This is a genomic window from Reyranella sp. (genome assembly GCF_036558665.1).
Classification (GTDB): Bacteria; Pseudomonadota; Alphaproteobacteria; order Reyranellales; family Reyranellaceae; genus Reyranella.
In genome coordinates, this window is the sequence record NZ_DATBFE010000169.1 from 1 (window position 1) to 17,804 (window position 17,804).

General features: G+C 65.7%; 19 protein-coding genes. 12 read left to right on the forward strand and 7 right to left on the reverse strand.

Annotation, left to right across the window (positions count from 1 at the left end):
• The first annotated feature begins 440 nt into the window (after window positions 1-440).
• The 3 genes from VH499_RS24030 to VH499_RS24040 are packed head-to-tail and all read left to right on the forward strand — an operon-like array spanning window position 441 to window position 1,536.
• Window positions 441-839 carry a DoxX family protein gene (locus tag VH499_RS24030; RefSeq protein ID WP_332055305.1) on the forward strand — a complete coding sequence of 133 codons (399 nt, stop codon included), beginning with the start codon at window positions 441-443 and terminating at the stop codon, window positions 837-839.
• A 5-nt stretch (window positions 840-844) separates the two neighbouring features.
• On the forward strand, window positions 845-1,183 hold the full coding sequence (locus VH499_RS24035) for a Lin0512 family protein (RefSeq protein ID WP_332055306.1): 339 nt from the start codon (window positions 845-847) through the stop codon (window positions 1,181-1,183).
• A gap of 8 nt (window positions 1,184-1,191) precedes the next feature.
• Window positions 1,192-1,536 carry a Lin0512 family protein gene (locus VH499_RS24040; protein ID WP_332055307.1) on the forward strand — a complete coding sequence of 115 codons (345 nt, stop codon included), beginning with the start codon at window positions 1,192-1,194 and terminating at the stop codon, window positions 1,534-1,536.
• Window positions 1,537-1,546: 10 nt separating this feature from the next.
• Here VH499_RS24040 and VH499_RS24045 read toward each other — a convergent pair whose 3' ends face one another.
• The 5 genes from VH499_RS24045 to VH499_RS24065 form a co-directional block, all read right to left on the reverse strand.
• Window positions 1,547-1,768: a hypothetical protein gene (locus VH499_RS24045; RefSeq protein WP_332055308.1), complete on the reverse strand. Its 222-nt coding sequence runs from the start codon at window positions 1,766-1,768 to the stop codon at window positions 1,547-1,549.
• A gap of 38 nt (window positions 1,769-1,806) precedes the next feature.
• Window positions 1,807-2,331: a UGSC family (seleno)protein gene (locus VH499_RS24050; protein WP_332055309.1), complete on the reverse strand. Its 525-nt coding sequence runs from the start codon at window positions 2,329-2,331 to the stop codon at window positions 1,807-1,809.
• Window positions 2,332-2,348: 17 nt separating this feature from the next.
• Window positions 2,349-3,404, reverse strand: coding sequence for a hypothetical protein (locus VH499_RS24055; RefSeq protein WP_332055310.1), 1,056 nt, complete (start codon window positions 3,402-3,404; stop codon window positions 2,349-2,351).
• A gap of 83 nt (window positions 3,405-3,487) precedes the next feature.
• Window positions 3,488-4,399, reverse strand: a complete 912-nt coding sequence (locus VH499_RS24060; RefSeq protein WP_332055311.1) for a LysR family transcriptional regulator — start codon at window positions 4,397-4,399, stop codon at window positions 3,488-3,490.
• Window positions 4,399-5,478: an LLM class flavin-dependent oxidoreductase gene (locus tag VH499_RS24065; protein WP_332055312.1), complete on the reverse strand. Its 1,080-nt coding sequence runs from the start codon at window positions 5,476-5,478 to the stop codon at window positions 4,399-4,401. Before VH499_RS24065 ends, VH499_RS24060 begins: the two co-directional genes overlap by 1 nt.
• Window positions 5,479-5,654: 176 nt before the next feature.
• Between VH499_RS24065 and VH499_RS24070 the strand changes: the two genes are divergently transcribed.
• On the forward strand, window positions 5,655-7,268 hold the full coding sequence (locus VH499_RS24070) for a gamma-glutamyltransferase family protein (protein WP_332055313.1): 1,614 nt from the start codon (window positions 5,655-5,657) through the stop codon (window positions 7,266-7,268).
• Window positions 7,269-7,281: 13 nt separating this feature from the next.
• On the opposite strand, the gene VH499_RS24075 is transcribed toward VH499_RS24070, so the two are convergent.
• Window positions 7,282-7,719, reverse strand: coding sequence for a CBS domain-containing protein (locus VH499_RS24075; protein WP_332055314.1), 438 nt, complete (start codon window positions 7,717-7,719; stop codon window positions 7,282-7,284).
• A 73-nt stretch (window positions 7,720-7,792) separates the two neighbouring features.
• Here VH499_RS24075 and VH499_RS24080 point away from each other — a divergent pair, with 73 nt between their 5' ends.
• The 3 genes from VH499_RS24080 to VH499_RS24090 are packed head-to-tail and all read left to right on the forward strand — an operon-like array spanning window position 7,793 to window position 11,568.
• Window positions 7,793-8,446 carry a 2Fe-2S iron-sulfur cluster-binding protein gene (locus tag VH499_RS24080; protein ID WP_414709834.1) on the forward strand — a complete coding sequence of 218 codons (654 nt, stop codon included), beginning with the start codon at window positions 7,793-7,795 and terminating at the stop codon, window positions 8,444-8,446.
• Window positions 8,443-9,432 (forward strand): xanthine dehydrogenase family protein subunit M, encoded by a 990-nt coding sequence (locus VH499_RS24085; protein WP_332055316.1) that lies wholly within the window; start codon window positions 8,443-8,445, stop codon window positions 9,430-9,432. Before VH499_RS24080 ends, VH499_RS24085 begins: the two co-directional genes overlap by 4 nt.
• A 3-nt stretch (window positions 9,433-9,435) precedes the next feature.
• Window positions 9,436-11,568 carry a xanthine dehydrogenase family protein molybdopterin-binding subunit gene (locus tag VH499_RS24090; protein ID WP_332055317.1) on the forward strand — a complete coding sequence of 711 codons (2,133 nt, stop codon included), beginning with the start codon at window positions 9,436-9,438 and terminating at the stop codon, window positions 11,566-11,568.
• Here VH499_RS24090 and VH499_RS24095 read toward each other — a convergent pair.
• Window positions 11,551-11,886, reverse strand: coding sequence for a hypothetical protein (locus VH499_RS24095; RefSeq protein ID WP_332055318.1), 336 nt, complete (start codon window positions 11,884-11,886; stop codon window positions 11,551-11,553). The genes VH499_RS24090 and VH499_RS24095 overlap by 18 nt on opposite strands.
• Before the next feature lie 106 nt (window positions 11,887-11,992).
• Here VH499_RS24095 and VH499_RS24100 point away from each other — a divergent pair, with 106 nt between their 5' ends.
• The 5 genes from VH499_RS24100 to VH499_RS24120 all read left to right on the forward strand — a co-directional run bounded on the left by VH499_RS24100 (window position 11,993) and on the right by VH499_RS24120 (window position 17,622).
• A complete protein-coding gene (locus VH499_RS24100; protein ID WP_332055319.1) occupies window positions 11,993-13,207 on the forward strand; it encodes an adenylate/guanylate cyclase domain-containing protein in 1,215 nt (404 codons plus the stop codon).
• A gap of 143 nt (window positions 13,208-13,350) precedes the next feature.
• Complete coding sequence (locus VH499_RS24105; RefSeq protein ID WP_332055320.1) at window positions 13,351-14,676, forward strand: ABC transporter substrate-binding protein; 1,326 nt, start codon at window positions 13,351-13,353, stop codon at window positions 14,674-14,676.
• 39 nt (window positions 14,677-14,715) lie between these two features.
• On the forward strand, window positions 14,716-15,648 hold the full coding sequence (locus VH499_RS24110) for a sugar ABC transporter permease (RefSeq protein WP_332055321.1): 933 nt from the start codon (window positions 14,716-14,718) through the stop codon (window positions 15,646-15,648).
• A gap of 26 nt (window positions 15,649-15,674) precedes the next feature.
• The gene (locus tag VH499_RS24115; RefSeq protein WP_332055322.1) at window positions 15,675-16,526 is read left to right on the forward strand and encodes a carbohydrate ABC transporter permease; all 852 of its coding nucleotides are present in this window, start codon (window positions 15,675-15,677) and stop codon (window positions 16,524-16,526) included.
• Between the two features lie 4 nt (window positions 16,527-16,530).
• Window positions 16,531-17,622, forward strand: coding sequence for a sn-glycerol-3-phosphate ABC transporter ATP-binding protein UgpC (locus tag VH499_RS24120; protein ID WP_332055323.1), 1,092 nt, complete (start codon window positions 16,531-16,533; stop codon window positions 17,620-17,622).
• The last annotated feature ends 182 nt before the right edge of the window (window positions 17,623-17,804 follow it).

The following is a 17,804-nucleotide window of genomic DNA, read 5'->3' on the forward strand; positions in this document are numbered from 1 at the left end:
GCCAATCCAGTGCCCGTCTCCCCTCCTCAACCGGGCAAGACCGATCCGATTCCGCCGGAGATGCCGCCCGTGACTCCGCCCGGCCCGGAAGTCGGGCCGCCGCAGCCGATCCATCCACCCGGGCCGTCGGGACCGGTCGCGTCCCACTCCTTCGCTGCTGCGAGCGACGAGACGTAGTCGAGAAGAAAGAGCCAAAGATCGCGACGGTCGTGACCCCAGTCAGCGCTCGCGTCGGAGCGTGGGCTTTTCGAACAGCAACTTCCGCAGATTGCCTGGGGGACGCGGTCCATCGCGACCCGCTGCACTGACCCGGTTCTGATCATGACAAGCCAAGGCGCGATCGGACGCTGACGCAATGGTGACTTGGTTACTGCGCCGGATTGCTTGTCGGAAGGATTCGCTCCTTACATGATGCAGCTGGTCGAAGAGGAGATACCGCCATGGACTTCACGATCATTCCGGCCTCCTGGGCGCCGCGTCTGCTCAGCATCCTGCGGATCATCACCGGGCTCCTGTTCCTGGAACACAGCACGGCGAAGCTGTTCAAGTTTCCGCCCCTGCCGATGTTCGCCAATCTCGATCTGATGACCCTGGTCGGTGTTGCCGGCGTAATCGAGCTGGTCGGCAGCATCTTGCTGATCCTTGGCGTGTTCAGCCGGCCGGTGGCCTTCATTCTATCGGGCGAGATGGCAGTCGCCTACTTCATGGCCCACGCGCCGCGCAGCTTCTATCCCCTGATCAATGGTGGCGAGGCGGCGATCTTGTTCTGCTTCATCTTCCTCTATATCGCCGCGGCCGGCCCCGGCCCGTGGAGCATCGACGCCGCGCGTCGCAGGTAGTCGTCATGACACTTCAGCGCCTCGCCCTCGAGATCGGCCTGGGCACGGACATCCGCGGCGGCGACTACACCAAGGCCGCCGTGCGGGCGCTGCGCGATGCGCTGTGGCACAACTCGCTCACGATCGCCAATGCCCTCGGCAAGTCGAGCGACGACATGCAGGTCGAGGTGCTGATTGGCGTGCCGCAGCCCGACAGGGTCGACAAGAGCGAGGTACTGAAAGTGCTGCCACATGGCACGGGCGTCGTGAAGGTCGTGGAGGGTGGTCTCGAGATCGCGAACGAGTCCGGCACCGACAAGACGGTGATCGCCCAGGCAGCCGCCATCGTGCGTCTCGACCTTTGAGGGAAAGCATGGCCCGCAAGCGCGTGATCCTGGAGCTCGGCACCGGCAACGACCTGCATGGCGGCGACTACACCAAGGCCGCGCTGCGCGCCGTGCAGGATGCCCTGCATCACAGCTCGCTCACCATGATCCGCACGCTCAAGGTCGACGCGAAGACCGGCATGTTCGTCGATGTCACGATCGGTGTGCAGCAACCCGACAAGGTCGATCTCGAGAAGGTGCGCGCGTCGCTGCCGCACGGCATCGTCACCGTGAAGGCGGTGAAGGGCGGACTCGATGTATCCGACCCCGACGGCAAGGATATCGCTGTTATCGCCAGCGCCGCGGTCGCCGTCCGACTGGAGCTGCCTTAGGACAACGGCATCAGCGGCGGCCCCTGCCGATGATCACCAGCCCGAGCCCTACCACGACGGCGACGACGCCGGCGATGGTCGGTATGGGGATGGTCTTTTCCTCGTTCTTGGTGACCTTGAGGGGGCCCGCGTCGATTACCGTCTTCTGCTCGGTGATCGAGATGTTGGCCACGACCAGGCCTGCGATGCCGAGCACGATCAGGATCACGCCGACGAGAACGAGCGGTTTCATCCCGCGCCAACGCCGAGGCTGAGCCAAAGTTCCCCGGATTAGGCCTTCACCAGCATCTTCACGCCCTGGGCGAGGGCAGCGCGGGCGCGCTCGGCGAGTTCCCCGTCGCTGGCGCTGCTGACCGGATGATCGATCACAGCGAAGGCATAGCCCGGCATACCCAGCACCCTGCTCATCAAGTCGGCGGCGCTCGCGAAGCGGGTCGTCATGACCCCGAAGGCGGGAACGTTCTGGCGTTCGGCGGTGACGGCGTCGTGCAGACTGCACGATGAGCAGCTGCCTCAATCTCCTATGCCGGAGATCACCGCGTCCCATTGCCTGATCTCGGCCGCGATCGGAGGGTCGGCCGGAGCGCTGTAGTTCGACTTGGTGCGGCTCACCACCTCGGCGACGCCATACTCCTCGCGCAGGAACCGCTCGAGATGGCGGAAGAAGCCCTTCGTTCCTTCCTTGCCGTTGGAGATGAAGCCCACGGTCTTGCCCTTGAGCGTGTCGAGACGCGGTGCCGCCTGGCCGAGCGGCGCGGTCTTCTCGGCGGTGGGATCGAGCACGCGGAAAGTCATGGCAGTCCCTCTTCTATCTAGGCCTTCGGTGGTTCGCAATCGACGCAGACGCCCATCGGCAACGTGACGGCATGGCTCTTGTTGCCGAGCCAGGGCGGAATGACGGCGCCGAACCCGCCGGCTGGGCCGCCAGCGGCGACCACCAAGAGCTGGTCGGGCGATTCCATCGCGGGATAGACACTGTCGCCGCGGTCGCGCACCACCGTACCTTTGCCGACATCGGCCCATTCGCGGCGATGGATGCGCGCGCGCTCGTGTATGAAATTGGCAATGTCGGTCTTGCTCCACCTGGCCGCCTGCAAATGCTCGCGCAGCTGCTTGGGAACGATCAGCGCGTAGTTGCCGGGATGGATCGAATAATGCCGCAGATTGGCGCGCATCTCGGCGGCGAAGGTCTCGAGGATCTCCTCGGGGTTGGTCGTCCACTCGTTCATGATCTGGCGCGGCGCGCCGGCCGCCATCACCGTGACCGCCGACGCCTCCTTCTCGACGCCGCGCTGCTGATGAAGCGGCAGCCAGGAAGAATCCTCCTCGTCCTCGGCGATGCAGTAGCTGAACTTGCCGGGATGGCCCAGCGTCGAGCGGTCGATCGCGCCCGGCCGCACGTCCATAAGGTTGATGAGACAGAGGCGGATGGCGCGGCCGATTACCGCCGTCGCGCGGTCAGAGTTGCCGAGCGCGTTGAAGCCGCCGCTGGCCCCGATCTCGCGCCGGATCGGACCGTTCAGCATCACCAGCACGGCGCAGCCGCCGGTGCTGGCCGTGGCGCCATGCATCAGGAATGGCTCCTGCATCATCGCCGTCCATGCCGTGACAACCACGGGAAAGTGCATGGGCAGGCAGCCCGCCATCACGGAGTTGACGGCGAGCTTCTCCGCGGTGATCGCGAGTCCGCGTACGGGCTCGACGCCGATGAGCTGGTCCGGCGGCATCATTGCCCATTCGAGGCAGCCCGCTACCGCCTCCTCCGTCGGCGGCACGATCGGCAGCCCGTCGGTCCAGCCGTTGCTGTGATAGAGCTCCTGCACCGCCGAGATGCTGTCGGCGTCATAGGTCCGGGACGCAAGCTGCACGGTCATCCTCCGCCGACAAGCATAAGGCCGCCTGAGGTTATGCCAACATCAACCTGATAGACAGGATTGTTGCCGATCCTGCATCAATCCCGCTTGCGCCATTCGCGCCGCAACAGGGCGAAGAGGCCCGCAGCAGCCGGCGTGAGCTCCCGCCCGCGCAGCATGATCAATCCCATGCGACGCACCAGCTTCGGCTCGGCGAGCGGAACGACGCGCACGCCCGAGGGCAGCGGTCCGCGGGTCGCGCCGTCCGGTACGACGCCCACACCGACGCCAGCCGCCACCAGGGCAAGCAGCGTGGCAATCTGGGTCACTACGACCCTCCGGCGTAGCTGCAGACTCGCCGTCACGGCGGCCGCGTCGATCGTGCGGCGCGTGCGCGATTCGGTCGGCAAGGCCACGATCGGATGGGCGGCAAGCTCGGCCAGGGTCACGCTGCGGCGACCGGCGAGCTTGTGGCGAGCGGGCACCACGGCCTGGAAGGTCTCGCGGCCCAGCACCGTGCCGACTGCGAAGTCGGGCAGTTCATCGACATAGCCGATGCCGAAATCGGCGACGCCGCTTCGCACGTCATCGAGGATCGTTGCGTAGATGCCCTCGCGCACGTGAATTTCGACGCCCGGGCGATCTCCATGATAGGCGGCGATCATGCGTGGCAGCAGGCCGCCCGCGACGGATATCACGCTCGGCACGACGACCAGGCCGCGTTGTTCCTGCGCCACCTCTCGTACGCTTTGCATCGTGATGTCGAGATCATTCAGCATGCGCTCGGCGACCGCGGCGAATTCGCGGCCCGGCGCGGTGATCCGGACACGCCGCGTGCTGCGGTCGAACAGACGCACGCCGAGCTGGGCTTCGAGGCGCTTGATCATGCGCGTCAGCGCCGGCTGGGAGATCCGAAGCCGCGCTGCAGCGGCGACGAAGCTGCCGTACTCCGCCAAGGCCAGCACGGCCTCGAGCTGGCGCGAGCCAATGTCGGGCAGCGAGCCGCGCATCAGGCGGCGAGCATGCGTTCGCGATTGCGCTCGCGCAGGATCGGCATCACCCACCTGCCGAAGCGCTCGGCTTCCTCGTCATGGAGGTAACCCGACAGGCAGAAGGAATGGCAGCCGAGATCGATGAACTTCTGCAGCGTGGCGGCGCACTGCTCGGGGTTACCGACCACGGCGATGCCCGCACCGGGCCGCACCTGGGTGATGCCGGTCCACAGGTGCGGCTCAATGGTTTCGCCGATCGCCGCCAGCTCGCGTACGCGGCGGTTTGCTTCCGAGGTCGCGAAATGCCGCTTCACGAAGGCCTTCTGTGCTTCGGTGGCGTGCGCCACCAGCCCGTGCGCAAAGTTCCAGGCCTCCTTCTCGGTCGATCGGCAGACGATCTGCAGGCGCATCCCGAAGCCGATCTCGCTGTCGCGGCCATGCCTTGCGGCCATGGCGCGAATCTCCGCCATGTTGGAGCGGATTCGCTCGTAGGTGTCACCCCAGAAGAGATGGACGTCCGAATGCTTGGCCGAAATTTCCCAAGCCTGGCGGCTGCCGCCGCCGAGATAGAATCTCGGATAAGGCCGTTGCAGCGGATAGGGACGGATTTGCGCCCCCTTGAGGCGATGAAACTTGCCATTGAAATTCACCGGGCCGCGCGACGTCCACAACGCCTTCAGGATCGAGACCTCCTCGTCCATGATCTCGTAGCGCTCCTCCTTGCCCCACTTGATGCCTTCGGCGGCGTTCTCCGCCTCGCTCTGGCCGGCGATCAGGTTGATGCAGATACGCCCTCCCGAAAGCTGATCGAAGGTCGAGATCATCTTCGCCAGCAGAACGGGATTGATATAGGAGGGTCGCGCCGCGACGAGCATGCGGATCGATTTGGAACGCGCGACCATCATCGCGCTCGAGATCCACGCCTCCCAGCACGCGGTCTGCACTGGCACCAGCATGTACTCGAAGCCGGCTCCCTCGGCCGCCTGCACGACACGGTCGAACAGATCCAGCGACGAGCCTATCTGCGCGCCGGCGAGCCCGTACGCGGTCGTGTCGCCCGCGGTTGGCAGGAACCAGCCGAATTCGAGCCGTCGCATGCGCACTCCTCCCCTTGGCATCCTAGCGCAAAGCCGCGTCCTGGGAGACGCGCTCAATGATGCCGCGAGGCGATACGCGGTCGTGGTGGATGGCGTCGGCGTCGTGTCGGCCCAAATCGTGCTGGCGGCAGACGCTGGAAGCCGCCACGATCCGCAAACTTTTCGGGGGAGATTCGATGCTTCAGCATGGACCACGGCCCACGATCGCATCGCGGCACGGCATGGTCGCCGCAGCGCACCCGCTCGCGGCTGCGGCCGGCGCGCGCATTCTCGGCAATGGCGGCACGGCCTTCGACGCCGCTGCGGCGACGGCCGCCGCCCTGAACGTCGTGGAACCGTATATGTCCGGGCTGGCCGGGCGCGGCGTCGCGACCTGCTATGTCGCGAGCGAGCGGCGCGTACGCTCGCTCGACTTCGTGGCTCCCATTCCGATCGGGTTCCCGGTCGATCGGTTCGCCCACCGCGATCAGCTGATGCGCGGCGCACTGCCGGTGGGCGCGCCGGGCAATCTCGCGGGCTGGTGCGAACTGGTTCAAAGCCATGGTCGCAAGCAGCTCCCCGAGCTGTTTGCGCCCGCCATTGGGCTCGCGCGAGACGGCTTTCAGCTGATCGAGTTCAACCTCGATGAATTCCGAAGCGCCGCACCGGATCTCGCCCGTCACAGGGAGCTCTTTCCGGAATGGTCGCGGGTCTACACGGAAGGCCAGGGCAGAGTCTCTGCCGGCTTCATCCTGAAGCAGCCCGATCTCGCCCGCACGCTGGAGGCATTGGCCAGCGAGGGGCCGGGCCTCCTCTATGGCGGGCCGCTCGGTCAGAAGATCATCGACCGGCTCGCGGAGCTGGGCGGCTGCCTGACCATGGAGGACTTTCGCGCCGTGAAGCCCCGCTGGGTCGATCCGATTGCCGTCTCTTACCGCGGCCATGCGGTGCATGTTCCACCACCGCCGTGCGAGGGCTTCCAGTATCTGCTGACGCTGCGCATCCTCGAAGGCTTCGACCTCGCAAGCATGAAGCCCAACTCGACGCAGCATCTCGACACCGTGCTGCGCGCCATCCGGCTCGCCGCCGGCGTGCGCATCGCGACGGGCGTGCCGAGCGCACAGAAGCTTGCCGAGATCCTGGCCGACGACCACGTCGAAGCCCTGCGCGCCCGCGTGCGAGACGGCAAGCCGGTCGAAGGTCCCACCGAACAATGGACGCCGACCGTGGGCAAGACCGCGGCTCTCCAGGAGAGTCACACGACCTCGTTCTCGATCGCCGACAGAGAGGGCAACGTCGTCTGCGTGACGCAAAGCCTCGGCAGCGTCTTCGGCTCGGGCGTGGTGGTGCCAGGCACCGGCCTTTGCCTCAACAACTTCCTCTACTGGGCCGACGTGAACCCGGCGAGCCCGCACCGCGTCAAACCGGGCGGCATGCTGCCAATGTGCATGACGCCGTCGATCCTGACCAAGGATGCAGCGCCGGTGCTGGCCCTCGGCACGCCGGGCAGCTACGGCATCCTGCAGACCCAGCCGCAGGCGCTGGTGCACTATCTCGACTTCGGCCTGCCGTTGCAGCAGGCGATCGAGGCGCCGCGGGCACGGCTGACGGACGGGAGGGACGTATTGCTCGAATCGCGTGTCGAGGACGGCGTGCACGAAGCTCTGCGTCAGCGCGGCCATGACCTCAGCAGCGGACCGGCCTGGACGATGAAAGTCGGCGGCATGCAGGGCGTTGCCGTGGATCCGAAGACCGGCGTCTTCACCGGCGGCTGCGACCCGCGGCGCGACGGCTACTGCGTGCCGGCTTAAGGCTCCCTTCCGGCTACTTCCGCGGCCGCGACGGTTCGGAAATCTCCGCCACCGCTGCCCCCACGCTGGCCAGGGCCGCGGCCCGCGGCTCGGTCGCCACATCGCCCAGGGACACGATTCCCATCAGCGACTTGTCGCGGTCGAGGACGGCAAGCCGGCGTATCTGCAGCGTCTTCATGCGCTCCAGCACCTCTTCGGCCTCCTCGTCGCAGAAGGCGTAGGCGATGTCCTCGGTCATGCAATCGCGCACCAGGCTGTCGACCGGCGACAAACCGGCCGCGACAGCGCGCACGACGATGTCGCGGTCCGTGATGGCGCCGACGAGCCGGTTGCCATCGCAAACCGGCAGGGAGCCGACGCCGAGTGCTTCCATGGTCGAAGCCGCCTGCTGCAGCGATGCATCCGGCGCCACGGTTTCGACCCCCCGCGTCATGATTTCGGAAACCTGCATGGAGAGGTAATGACAGCGGTGCCGGGTCGGTTCCCTCGGTGCAACGCCTTCCGGGCACCATCGTTGTTCCCTGATGAGCAACAACCATCTGACCCGGCGGGGAATTCTTGGCACCGGCGTCGCGCTCACCGCGCTTCAGGGCAGAGGCGCCATCGCCCAGCGACAACCTCCTGGCAGACCCTCCCCAGCTCCTTTGGACGTGGATGTGGTCGCCGTCGGCGTCGGCATCACCGTCAACGGGACTCATCGCGTGCTGAAGCTCGATCCCCGTACTACCCTCCTCGACGCTCTGCGCGACCATCTCGGCCTCACCGGCACCAAGAAGGGTTGCGATCACGGCCAATGCGGCACCTGCACCGTGCTGGTCGACGGCGTGCGCCGCAACGCCTGCCTCAATCTTGCCGTTGCGTGCGACGACCGCGAGATCGTCACAATCGAAGGTCTGGGCAGCGAACAGGCCTTGCATCCGATGCAAGCCGCTTTCGTCGCCCACGACGGCTTCCAGTGCGGCTATTGCACGCCCGGCCAGATCTGCTCGGCCGTCGGGATGCTGGCCGAGATCAAACGCGGTCTGCCCTCGGCGGCCAGCCCTGACCTGAGCGCTGCCACCATGGCGATCAGCGAAACGGAGATCCGGGAGCGGATGAGCGGCAATATCTGCCGCTGTGCCGCCTATCCGAACATCGTTGCCGCCATCATCGAAGCGGCCGGAAGGACCAACGGATGAAGGCCTTCACCTACGAGCGGCCGACCGATGCCAATGCCGCCCTTCGGGCTGTCGCCAAGCCGGGCGCCAGGTTTCTCGGCGGCGGGACAAATCTTCTCGACCTGATGAAGGTGGGGGTCGAGACGCCGTCGCATCTAGTCGACGTGTCGCGTTTGCCATTCGCGCAGATCGAGGAGACCAACGACGGCGGTTTGCGCATCGGGGCGACGGTGACCAACTCCGATCTGGCGGCCGATGGACGCGTACGGCAACGGTACCCGATGCTGTCGCGCGCGGTGCTGAACGGCGCCTCCGGCCAGTTGCGCAACCAGGCGACGACCGCAGGTAATCTCCTGCAGCGCACACGTTGCTACTACTTCTACGATACGTCCAAACCCTGCAACAAACGCAGCCCGGGCAGCGGGTGCTCGGCGCTGCATGGCTACAACCGCATCCACGCCGTGCTGGGCGCCAGCGATGCCTGCATCGCTGTCCATCCGTCGGACATGGCTGTGGCCATGGCGGCGCTCGATGCCGAGGTCGAGGTGCAATCGGCGGACGCCGGGAGCCGAAAAATCAGGATGGGCGACCTCTATCGGTTGCCCGACAAGGCACCGCAAAAGGACACGACTCTCGAGAACGGCGATCTGATCACCGCCGTGTCGTTGCCGCCTCCATCTTCCGGCGGGCAGGTTTATCGCAAGGTGCGCGACCGGGCATCCTACGATTTCGCTCTCGTGTCCGTCGCCGCGCTGGTCGACCTCGACGGCGATCGTGTCCGCGGCGCGCGCATCGCCGTGGGGGGTGTGGCCCCCAAGCCGTGGCGCGCGCTCGATGCCGAGCAGCAGCTCATGGGCAAGCCGGCCAATGCAGACAGCTTCATTGCGGCGGGGACTGCTGCAATGGCCGGTGCTCGCGGCTACGGCCACAACGACTTCAAGATCGCCCTGGCGTCGCGCACGGTGGCGCGGGCGTTGGCCGACGCCGTTCAGCACAGGAAAGGCTGATCCATGCCCGATTCAATCATTGGCCAGCCTGTCGATCGCATCGACGGCCGCGCCAAGGTGACCGGCAGAGCGCGCTATGCGGCCGACGTGCCGTCGGGCATGCCGGTAGCCTATGGCGTCCTGGTCACGAGCACCATCGGACGCGGAGAGATCTCCAGGGTCGAGGCCGGCGAGGCCGAACGCGCTCCCGGCGTCTTGCTGGTCATGAGTCACGAGAACGTCCCGGCGCAGGGTCCTTTCAAGGCAGGAGGCCTTGCCGGACAGAGGCATGCGCGCGCCAAACCGCAGCTCGATGGCACGCGCATTCATTACTATGGCGAGCCGGTCGCGCTCGTGGTCGCCGACACGTTCGAGCAGGCGACGGCGGCCGCGCGACTGGTCCGCCTGTCCTATCGAACTGAAAGCGGCTCGTATGATATCGGTGAAGGCCGCCGCCTGGCCTATCCGCCGGAGCACATCGTCGTCGGCAAGGCCGATTCGAAGATCGGTGATGTCGACCGTGCGTTCGCCTCAAGCGCCGCCCGGATCGACGCCACCTACACGACGCCGTACCAGAGCCACAACCCCATGGAGCTGGTCGGCAGTCTTGCCGAATGGTCGGACGACAAGCTCGTCGTCCATTGCGCCACGCAGCTCGTGAACAGCACCCACCACTCGATCGCTTCGACGCTCCAGCTTCCGCTCGACAAGGTCGAGGTCGTGAGCGAATTCATCGGTGGCGGCTTCGGCGGCAAGCTGCCCATCTATGGCGATGCCATTCTCGCAGCGCTGGCGGCGCGGCAGCTCAAGCGGCCCGTCAAGATCGTTCTGACCCGCCAGCAGATGTTTTCCGTCACCACCCATCGGGCCGCCACGATCCAGCGGGTGCGGCTGGCCGCCGGAAATGACGGCAAGCTGACCGCCATCGCGCACGAAGTCTGGACCCAGTCGGCGCGCATGGACGAATTCGCCGAAGCTGCGGCAGCGAGCACGCGGGCGATGTACGCCGCGCCCAACCGGCTGACGACGCACCGCGTCGTTCCGCTCGACTTGCCGGTCGCCGATTCCATGCGCGCGCCCGGCGACGCCGTTGGCCAGCTTGCGCTCGAGCAGGCCATCGATGAACTCGCCGAAAAGCTCGACATGGATCCGCTCGAGCTTCGGCTGCGCAACGAGCCGGACCAGGATCCCGAGAAGCACATACCTTTCTCGACGCGCTCGCTGGTGCCTTGCCTGCAACAGGGCGCCAAGCGATTCGGATGGGACAGGCGCCACAAGACGCCGGGACGGATGAAGGATGCCAATTGGCTGCTGGGTCTCGGCATGGCGGCGGCGATTCGGCCCAATTACCGGCAGCCGGCCCATGCGCGCGTGCGCATGGACGAGAACCGGCGAGTCGTCGTCGAGATGGACATGACCGATATCGGCACCGGCTCCTATACCATCCTGGCGCAGGTCGCGGCCGAGTTGCTTCAGGTTCCCGTCGATGCCGTGAGCGTGCATCTCGGCCACAGCGCTTATCCCGAGACTCCGGGCTCGGGCGGCTCGTTCGGAGCGGCGAGCTGCACGGCGGCGCTGCGCGAAGCCTGCCTCGCACTCAAAAAGAAGATCGATGCCGGGCAAGGCTCCGGCAACCTCCAGGCCGAGGGCCAATCCGAGCCCGGCGAAGAATACAGGAAGTTCTCGCAATACAGCTACGGCGCGCACTTCGCCGAAGTTGCTGTCGACAGCACGACCGGCGAGGTCCGTCTGCGGCGCATGCTGGGCGTCTTCGACGCCGGCCGCATTCTCAATGCCAAGACCGCTCGCTCCCAGCTGATCGGCGGCATGCTCTGGGGTGTCGGCTCGGCACTGCACGAGAATGCCGTGGTCGATACCCGCTCCGGCGCCTTCGTGAACAGCGACCTCGCCGGTTATCATGTGCCGGTCCACGCCGATGTCCCGACCGCGGTCGAGGCCGTGATGCTGGCGGGGTTCGACGACAAGTCGAATCCTCTCGGTTCGAAGGGCGTGGGCGAACTGGGGATTTGCGGCGCTGGCGCCGCCATCGCCAATGCCGTCTACAATGCCTGTGGCGTGCGTGTGCGCGACTACCCGATCACGCCCGAGAAGGTGCTGAGCGGCATGATGCGGTCAGAGCTAGCGCAGCAACGCTGAAACCACCCTCGTTTGCGAGCGGACATGAGGCGCAAACCGGCCCCAACCGCGCATGGCCGCGAATTCTGGCGTCTCGACCGCTCGTGGCGACTCGAGTTCGTAAACCGTGGTGTAAAGGTTGCGCCTGACGCGACGGCTCTGGCCGCGTTCGCTTTCGGCCAGGTCGCCGGCCGAGACGTAGCGCCGCCCGGTCAACACGCCGGGACAGGCCAGCGCGTCCGGGAGGTGCACCTCATCGTACCAGCGGTTCCACTCCGCCTCGACTTCGGCATCGACTTCGGCGGTGACGATCAGGAAGCAATCGGGCAGCACGCTCATGATGGTCCTTTGCATCGGCTGAGGCCAGAATAGCGCGTCTGTCGTGCACGCACGATGTCGCTTCGCCTTCTCTGGCAGGATTTGCCGGAATGCCTAGATAGACACGATGAATCCTGCTGATATCGACCGCATCGCCGACTGGGTGACCCGTCGCGGCCTGGAGGGCGCCGGCGAAGCCGATCTCCTGCGCGAGTTCTGCGAGGAGTGCAATGCAGCGGACCTGCCGATCGGGCGGGCGCTCGTGGTCATCGACACGCTGCATCCCGTGCACGAGGGCACCGTATTCCGCTGGCGCAATGACGACGTCGAGGAGGCGGCGGCCACGACCTACGGCCGCACGACGGAAGGCACCAGCGCCGAGAATTGGCGGCGCAGTCCCTTCTATCATCTGCTGCAGACCAGCGGCGAAGAGCTGCGGCGGCGCATCGGCTTCGGCGAGCCCGCCGACTTTCCCGTCATCGAGGAGATGAAGGAGCTGGGCCACACCGACTACGTCGCCTTCGTGTACCGCTTCGCAAGCGACGCGACGATTGGCGAGATGGACTGCGTCTATTCCGGATGGTCGACGCGCAACGCTGCGGGCTTTGGCGATGCGGGCATCGCCGCACTTCGCCGCCTCGCACCAGCCCTGGGCCTTGCCATGAAAAGCGCCGCACTGGCCAAGGTGGCCGACACTCTGGTCGAGGTCTATCTCGGCCGCGATGCCGGGCGGCGCGTGATAAAGGGCCGCATCCAGCGCGGCGTCGCCGATCGCATCGACGCCGTCCTGTGGTTCTCCGACCTGCGCGGCTTCACCGCCATTACCGACACGGCGGCTCCCGACGAGATCATTCCGCTGCTGAACGACTATGCCGGCGCGGTGATCACGGCCATCCATGAAGCCGGCGGCGACGTGCTGAAGCTGATCGGCGACGGCACGCTCGCGATCTTCCGCGCCGACGACCCCGCGCTTGCCTGCGCCAACGCCCTGAAGGCGGAAGCGGCCATGCGTCGCAATGTCCAGGCGCTGAACGAGCGACGGGCGATGGAAGCGCGCCCGACGACGACCGTCTATCTCGGCCTGCACGTCGGCGAGGTGTTCTATGGCAATATCGGCAGCGTCGATCGCCTCGACTTCACGGTGGTCGGCCCGGCCGTCAACGAGACCAGCCGCATCGCCTCGATGTGCCGTTCGGTCGATCGCCCCTTGTTGATCTCGTCCGCCTTTGCCGATGCGCTTCCGGCGGAGAAGCGCAGGAAGCTCGTGTCGGTCGGCCGCTTCGCCTTGCGTGGCGTCGGCCGCGCACAGGATCTTTTCACGCTGGATCCCGAGCTCGTCTAGGCGCCCGCACACCGGAACCCCGACGCATTTGGAATCGCCAGGAATAATTCCGTGCCACGACTTGCGCGCGCTCCTCCCGGCTGCGTACGATAACCTCAACAAATGCTGCCCGCCGAGGCGGCGGTTCTTCTGGGAGGAAGGGTATGGTTCAGACCAAGCGTCGTAGCGTCATCAAGCTTGCCGGCAGCGCCGCTGCCGTCGCCTCCACTGGCATGGCTGGCATCCTCGCCTCCGGTCGCACACCGGCCTACGCCCAGCAGAAGACCGTGCACTGGCTGAGGTGGGTGGACTTCGTGCCCGCATCGGACACGCTCCTGCGCAAGGAGCTGATCCCGCAAGCCGAGAAGGAACTCGGCATGAAGATCAACCTCGAAACAGTGAACGGCAACGATCTTCAGCCGCGCGCCACCGCCGCGATCCAGTCGGGCTCGGGTCCCGACCTGATCCAGGCCTTCAACAACAACACCTACATCTACGCCAACAGTGTGGTCGATCTCAGCGACCTGGTCGAAGACCTCGCGAAGCGTGAAGGCGGTCTCTACAAATATTGCCGATCGCTCTGCAGCGACGGGAAGATGTTCATGGCCATGCCTTGGGCCGTGATCGGCGCCATGGTCGCCTATCGCAAATCGTGGTTCGACGAAGCGGGGGCCACCAAGTTCCCCGAGACCTGGCAGGAATACCACGACATCGGCAAGAAGCTGAAAGCCAAAGGCCGACCGATCGGCCAGACGCTCGGTCACACGTTCGGCGACGCCCCCACCTTCACCTATCCCTTCCTGTGGTCATGGGGCGGGAAGGAAGTCGAGGCCGACGGCAAGACCGTCGCCATCAATTCCAAGGAGACGCTCGAGTCGGTCAAGTTCATGACCGGCTTCTGGAAGGACGCCTGCGACGAGGGCGGCCTGGCCTGGGACGATACCAACAACAACCGCGCCTTCCTGTCGGGCACCATCTCGGCGACTTTGAATGGCGCCTCGATCTACATCGAGACACTGCGGAAGCCCGACCAGTACCAGACAGAGAAGGGCAAGCCGATGAAGGAAGACATCATGCACTCGCCGCTGCCGAAGGGCCCGGGGGGTCAGTTCGGCATGCACCTGATGCAATCCGACATGCTGATGAAGTATTCCAAGAATCAGGACGCAGCGAAGGAATTCCTGCGATGGATCCACGCCGAGAAGAACTACGGCAAATGGTTCGAATCGCAGAAGGGCTACTCGACGCCGCCCACCGCCAAGTGGGAGTCGAGCCCGGTGTGGAACGCCGATCCGGTGCTTGCGCCGTTCAAGGTCGCGGCGCGTCTCGGCCAGGCGCCGGGCTATGCCGGACCGCCCAACGGCAAGGCGGCCGAGGCGCTCACCAAATACATCGTCACCGACATGTACGCCAAGGCGGTCCAGGGCATGGCGCCGGAAGAGTCGGTCAAGTGGGCCGAGGGCGAACTCAAGAAGATCTACTCGGCATGAGGCAGGCGGCGATCGCATGACGCAACCGGTGGGCAGGCCATGACAGTTACCGCGGTCCCGGGCGTCGCAGAGCGCCAGCGTCCCGCCCCGCGATTGCGGAAACTGGAAGACGAGCGGTGGCTTGCCCTGGCGCTTCTGATGCCGACGGCGATCCTGCTCGGCCTCTTCATCGCCTATCCCTTCGTCGAGGGCGTGTTGCTGGCGCTGAGCGACGCGCGCGTGGGTTATGCCGGCCATTTCGTCGGCCTGGCGAACTTCGCCAAGCTCTGGGACGACAACATCTTCTGGACCTCGGTGTGGAACACCTTCTGGTACACCGGCGTCACGACGGTGTTCAAGCTGGGGCTCGGCCTTTGGCTCGCCATGCTGCTCAACCGCCACTTCCGCGGCAAGGCGCTGGTGCGCGCCTTCATCCTGCTGCCCTTCATCATTCCCACCGTACTGTCGACCTTCGCCTGGAAATGGATGTTCGACCCGACCTTCAGCGTCATCAACTGGACGCTGTATCAGCTGGGCTTCATCACCCAGCGCATCAACTGGCTGGGCGACCCCGGCCTCGCCATGTCGTCGATCATCGTCGTCAACATCTGGCGTGGCGTGCCGTTCTTCGCCATCAGCCTGCTGGCCGGCCTGCAGACCATCAGTCCCGAGCTCAACGAGGCGGCGGCGATCGACGGCGCCAGGCCGTGGGCGAGATTCTGGCTCATCACCTGGCCGCTGCTGTTGCCAGTGACCATGGTCGTGATGCTGTTCTCGGTGATCCAGACTTTTGCCGACTTCCAGCTCGTCTATGTCATGACCGGCGGCGGCCCGGCCAATGCCACCCATCTCTTCGCCACCTACGCCTACCAGATCGGCATCGGCACCGGCCTCCTGTCGCAGGGCGCCGCGGTGTCGCTTGCCATGTTCCCCTTCCTGTTCCTGATCGTGGTCGTGCAGCTACTCTACATCCGACGGGTCGAGGTCCGCTGACGTGATCGGCCGCCTGGAGAAGCGACATGATTGAAGGTGCGCTCTGGCGACGCTGGGTCTTCTACAATATCCCGCTCATCCTGTTCGTCTTCGTCCTGCTGTTTCCCTTCTACTGGATGATCGTGACCAGCTTCCGGCCGGACGGCGAGCTCTATCGGCCGTGGAATGCCGTGAACTACATGCCGTTCTGGACCAACCATCCCACGCTCGAGCATTTCCGCTATCTGTTCGAGGAGACCGATTTCGGCCGATGGATGATCAACACGATGTTCATCGCCGTCACCTCGACCGCGATCTCGCTGTTCTGCGGCGTGCTGGCAGGCTATGCCTTGGCCCGGCTCAACTTTCCCTTCGCCGGAAGCCTCGGCACGGTGATCTTCGTCACCTATCTCGTGCCCCAGACCCTGCTGTTCATCCCGCTTGCCGAGATCATCCGCAACTTCCACCTCGGCGACACGCCGTGGTCGCTGATCCTGACCTATCCGACCTTCCTGATCCCGTTCTGCACCTGGCTGATGATGGGCTACTTCAAGGCCATCCCGAAGGAACTCGAGGAATGTGCCCGCATCGACGGCGCCTCGCGCTGGAAGGCGATGCTCTACATCATCATCCCGATCGCGGTGCCCGGCATCCTCTCGGCAGGCATCATCGCCTTCACGTTGTCGTGGAACGAGTTCATCTACGCCCTCGTGTTCCTCTCCTCGCCCGAACAGAAGACCGTGGCGGTAGGGGTCACCTCGGAGCTGATCCGCGGCGACGTGTTCTTCTGGGGTTCGCTGATGGCGGGAGCACTGCTGGGCTCGGTTCCCGTGGCGATCGTCTATTCGTTCTTCGTCGAACACTACGTGTCGGGCCTGACCGGCTCGGTGAAGGGTTAGCTCCATGGCCGAAGTCAGCCTGCACAAGCTCAACAAGCGGTTCGAGGCCTTTCACGCCGTGAAGGATGTCGACCTTCACATCCGCGACAAGGAGTTCATGGTGCTGGTCGGTCCATCAGGCTGCGGCAAGACCACGACCCTGCGCATGATCGCCGGCCTCGAGGCGGTCAGCGACGGAGAGATCCGCATCGACGACGCAGTGGTCAACGAAGTGCCCCCGATGGACCGCGATATCGCCATGGTGTTTCAGAACTACGCGCTCTACCCACACATGAGCGTCGCCTCCAACATGGCGTTCGGGCTCAAGATGCGGAAGTTCCAGAAGGCCGACATCGAGCAGCGCATCAAGCGTGCGGCCGGGATCCTCGGCATCGAAAGCCTGCTCGGGCGCAAGCCGCGTCAGCTCTCGGGCGGCCAGCGCCAGCGCGTGGCGCTCGGCCGCGCCATCGTCCGCGACCCCAAGGTGTTCCTGTTCGACGAGCCGCTCAGCAATCTCGACGCCAAGCTGCGCGTGCAGATGCGCGTCGAGCTGAAGAAGCTGCACGAGCGGCTGGCGGTGACGTCGATCTACGTCACCCACGACCAGGTCGAGGCGATGACGCTCGGCGACCGCGTGGTGGTGATGAAGGACGGCGTCGTCCAGCAGGTCGGCGAGCCGCTCGAGCTCTACAACAGCCCGGCCAACCGCTTCGTCGCGGGCTTCATCGGCTCGCCGGCGATGAACTTCGCCGACGTGACGCTCGCCGGCGGCAACGGCAGGCTGTGGGCCGAGGCGCCGGGCCTCAGGATCGGCGTGCCCGGGCCGATCGCGGCCCGCGTCAACGGCCACAGCGGCAAGTCGGCGATCCTGGGCATCCGCCCCGAGGACCTGCGCGTCGCGAGCCCGGCCGATCCGGCCGAGCTCTGCTTCGAGGTCGAGGTCGAGGTCGTCGAGCAGCTCGGCTCGGAGATCCTTCTGGACACCCGGGCCGGCAACAGCCTGTTCGTCGCCTCGGTCGATCCGATGCTGCGCACCAAGGTGCACGAGAAGCTCCGGCTCGCCATCAACCCCGACCGCCTGCACCTGTTCGACGCGCAGACGGAAGCGGCGATCTAGCTGGGGGCGCGCCACTCCAGTGGCGCGTCTTCTCATGGTTCATGCTCTTCCGCACCGCGCGCATCCTGCGCGCTCATGAATCATGAGCGAGCTGGAAGCTCGCGGTCCGGAAGAGCGTGAGTCACGAGCGGGCCGGAGGCCCGCGGTCCCATGGTCAGGGACCGAGCACGCCGAGCGCGTCG

What these genes read in the sequence shown, in the direction of transcription:
- VH499_RS24030 (WP_332055305.1), top strand. Translation starts at nt 441, where the DNA reads ATGGACTTCACGATCATTCCGGCCTCCTGGGCGCCGCGTCTGCTCAGC.
- VH499_RS24035 (WP_332055306.1), top strand. Translation starts at nt 845, where the DNA reads ATGACACTTCAGCGCCTCGCCCTCGAGATCGGCCTGGGCACGGACATC.
- VH499_RS24040 (WP_332055307.1), top strand. Translation starts at nt 1,192, where the DNA reads ATGGCCCGCAAGCGCGTGATCCTGGAGCTCGGCACCGGCAACGACCTG.
- VH499_RS24045 (WP_332055308.1), bottom strand. Translation starts at nt 1,768, where the DNA reads ATGAAACCGCTCGTTCTCGTCGGCGTGATCCTGATCGTGCTCGGCATC.
- VH499_RS24060 (WP_332055311.1), bottom strand. Translation starts at nt 4,399, where the DNA reads ATGCGCGGCTCGCTGCCCGACATTGGCTCGCGCCAGCTCGAGGCCGTG.
- VH499_RS24065 (WP_332055312.1), bottom strand. Translation starts at nt 5,478, where the DNA reads ATGCGACGGCTCGAATTCGGCTGGTTCCTGCCAACCGCGGGCGACACG.
- VH499_RS24070 (WP_332055313.1), top strand. Translation starts at nt 5,655, where the DNA reads ATGCTTCAGCATGGACCACGGCCCACGATCGCATCGCGGCACGGCATG.
- VH499_RS24075 (WP_332055314.1), bottom strand. Translation starts at nt 7,719, where the DNA reads ATGCAGGTTTCCGAAATCATGACGCGGGGGGTCGAAACCGTGGCGCCG.
- VH499_RS24080 (WP_414709834.1), top strand. Translation starts at nt 7,793, where the DNA reads ATGAGCAACAACCATCTGACCCGGCGGGGAATTCTTGGCACCGGCGTC.
- VH499_RS24085 (WP_332055316.1), top strand. Translation starts at nt 8,443, where the DNA reads ATGAAGGCCTTCACCTACGAGCGGCCGACCGATGCCAATGCCGCCCTT.
- VH499_RS24090 (WP_332055317.1), top strand. Translation starts at nt 9,436, where the DNA reads ATGCCCGATTCAATCATTGGCCAGCCTGTCGATCGCATCGACGGCCGC.
- VH499_RS24095 (WP_332055318.1), bottom strand. Translation starts at nt 11,886, where the DNA reads ATGAGCGTGCTGCCCGATTGCTTCCTGATCGTCACCGCCGAAGTCGAT.
- VH499_RS24100 (WP_332055319.1), top strand. Translation starts at nt 11,993, where the DNA reads ATGAATCCTGCTGATATCGACCGCATCGCCGACTGGGTGACCCGTCGC.
- VH499_RS24105 (WP_332055320.1), top strand. Translation starts at nt 13,351, where the DNA reads ATGGTTCAGACCAAGCGTCGTAGCGTCATCAAGCTTGCCGGCAGCGCC.
- VH499_RS24110 (WP_332055321.1), top strand. Translation starts at nt 14,716, where the DNA reads ATGACAGTTACCGCGGTCCCGGGCGTCGCAGAGCGCCAGCGTCCCGCC.
- VH499_RS24115 (WP_332055322.1), top strand. Translation starts at nt 15,675, where the DNA reads ATGATTGAAGGTGCGCTCTGGCGACGCTGGGTCTTCTACAATATCCCG.
- VH499_RS24120 (WP_332055323.1), top strand. Translation starts at nt 16,531, where the DNA reads ATGGCCGAAGTCAGCCTGCACAAGCTCAACAAGCGGTTCGAGGCCTTT.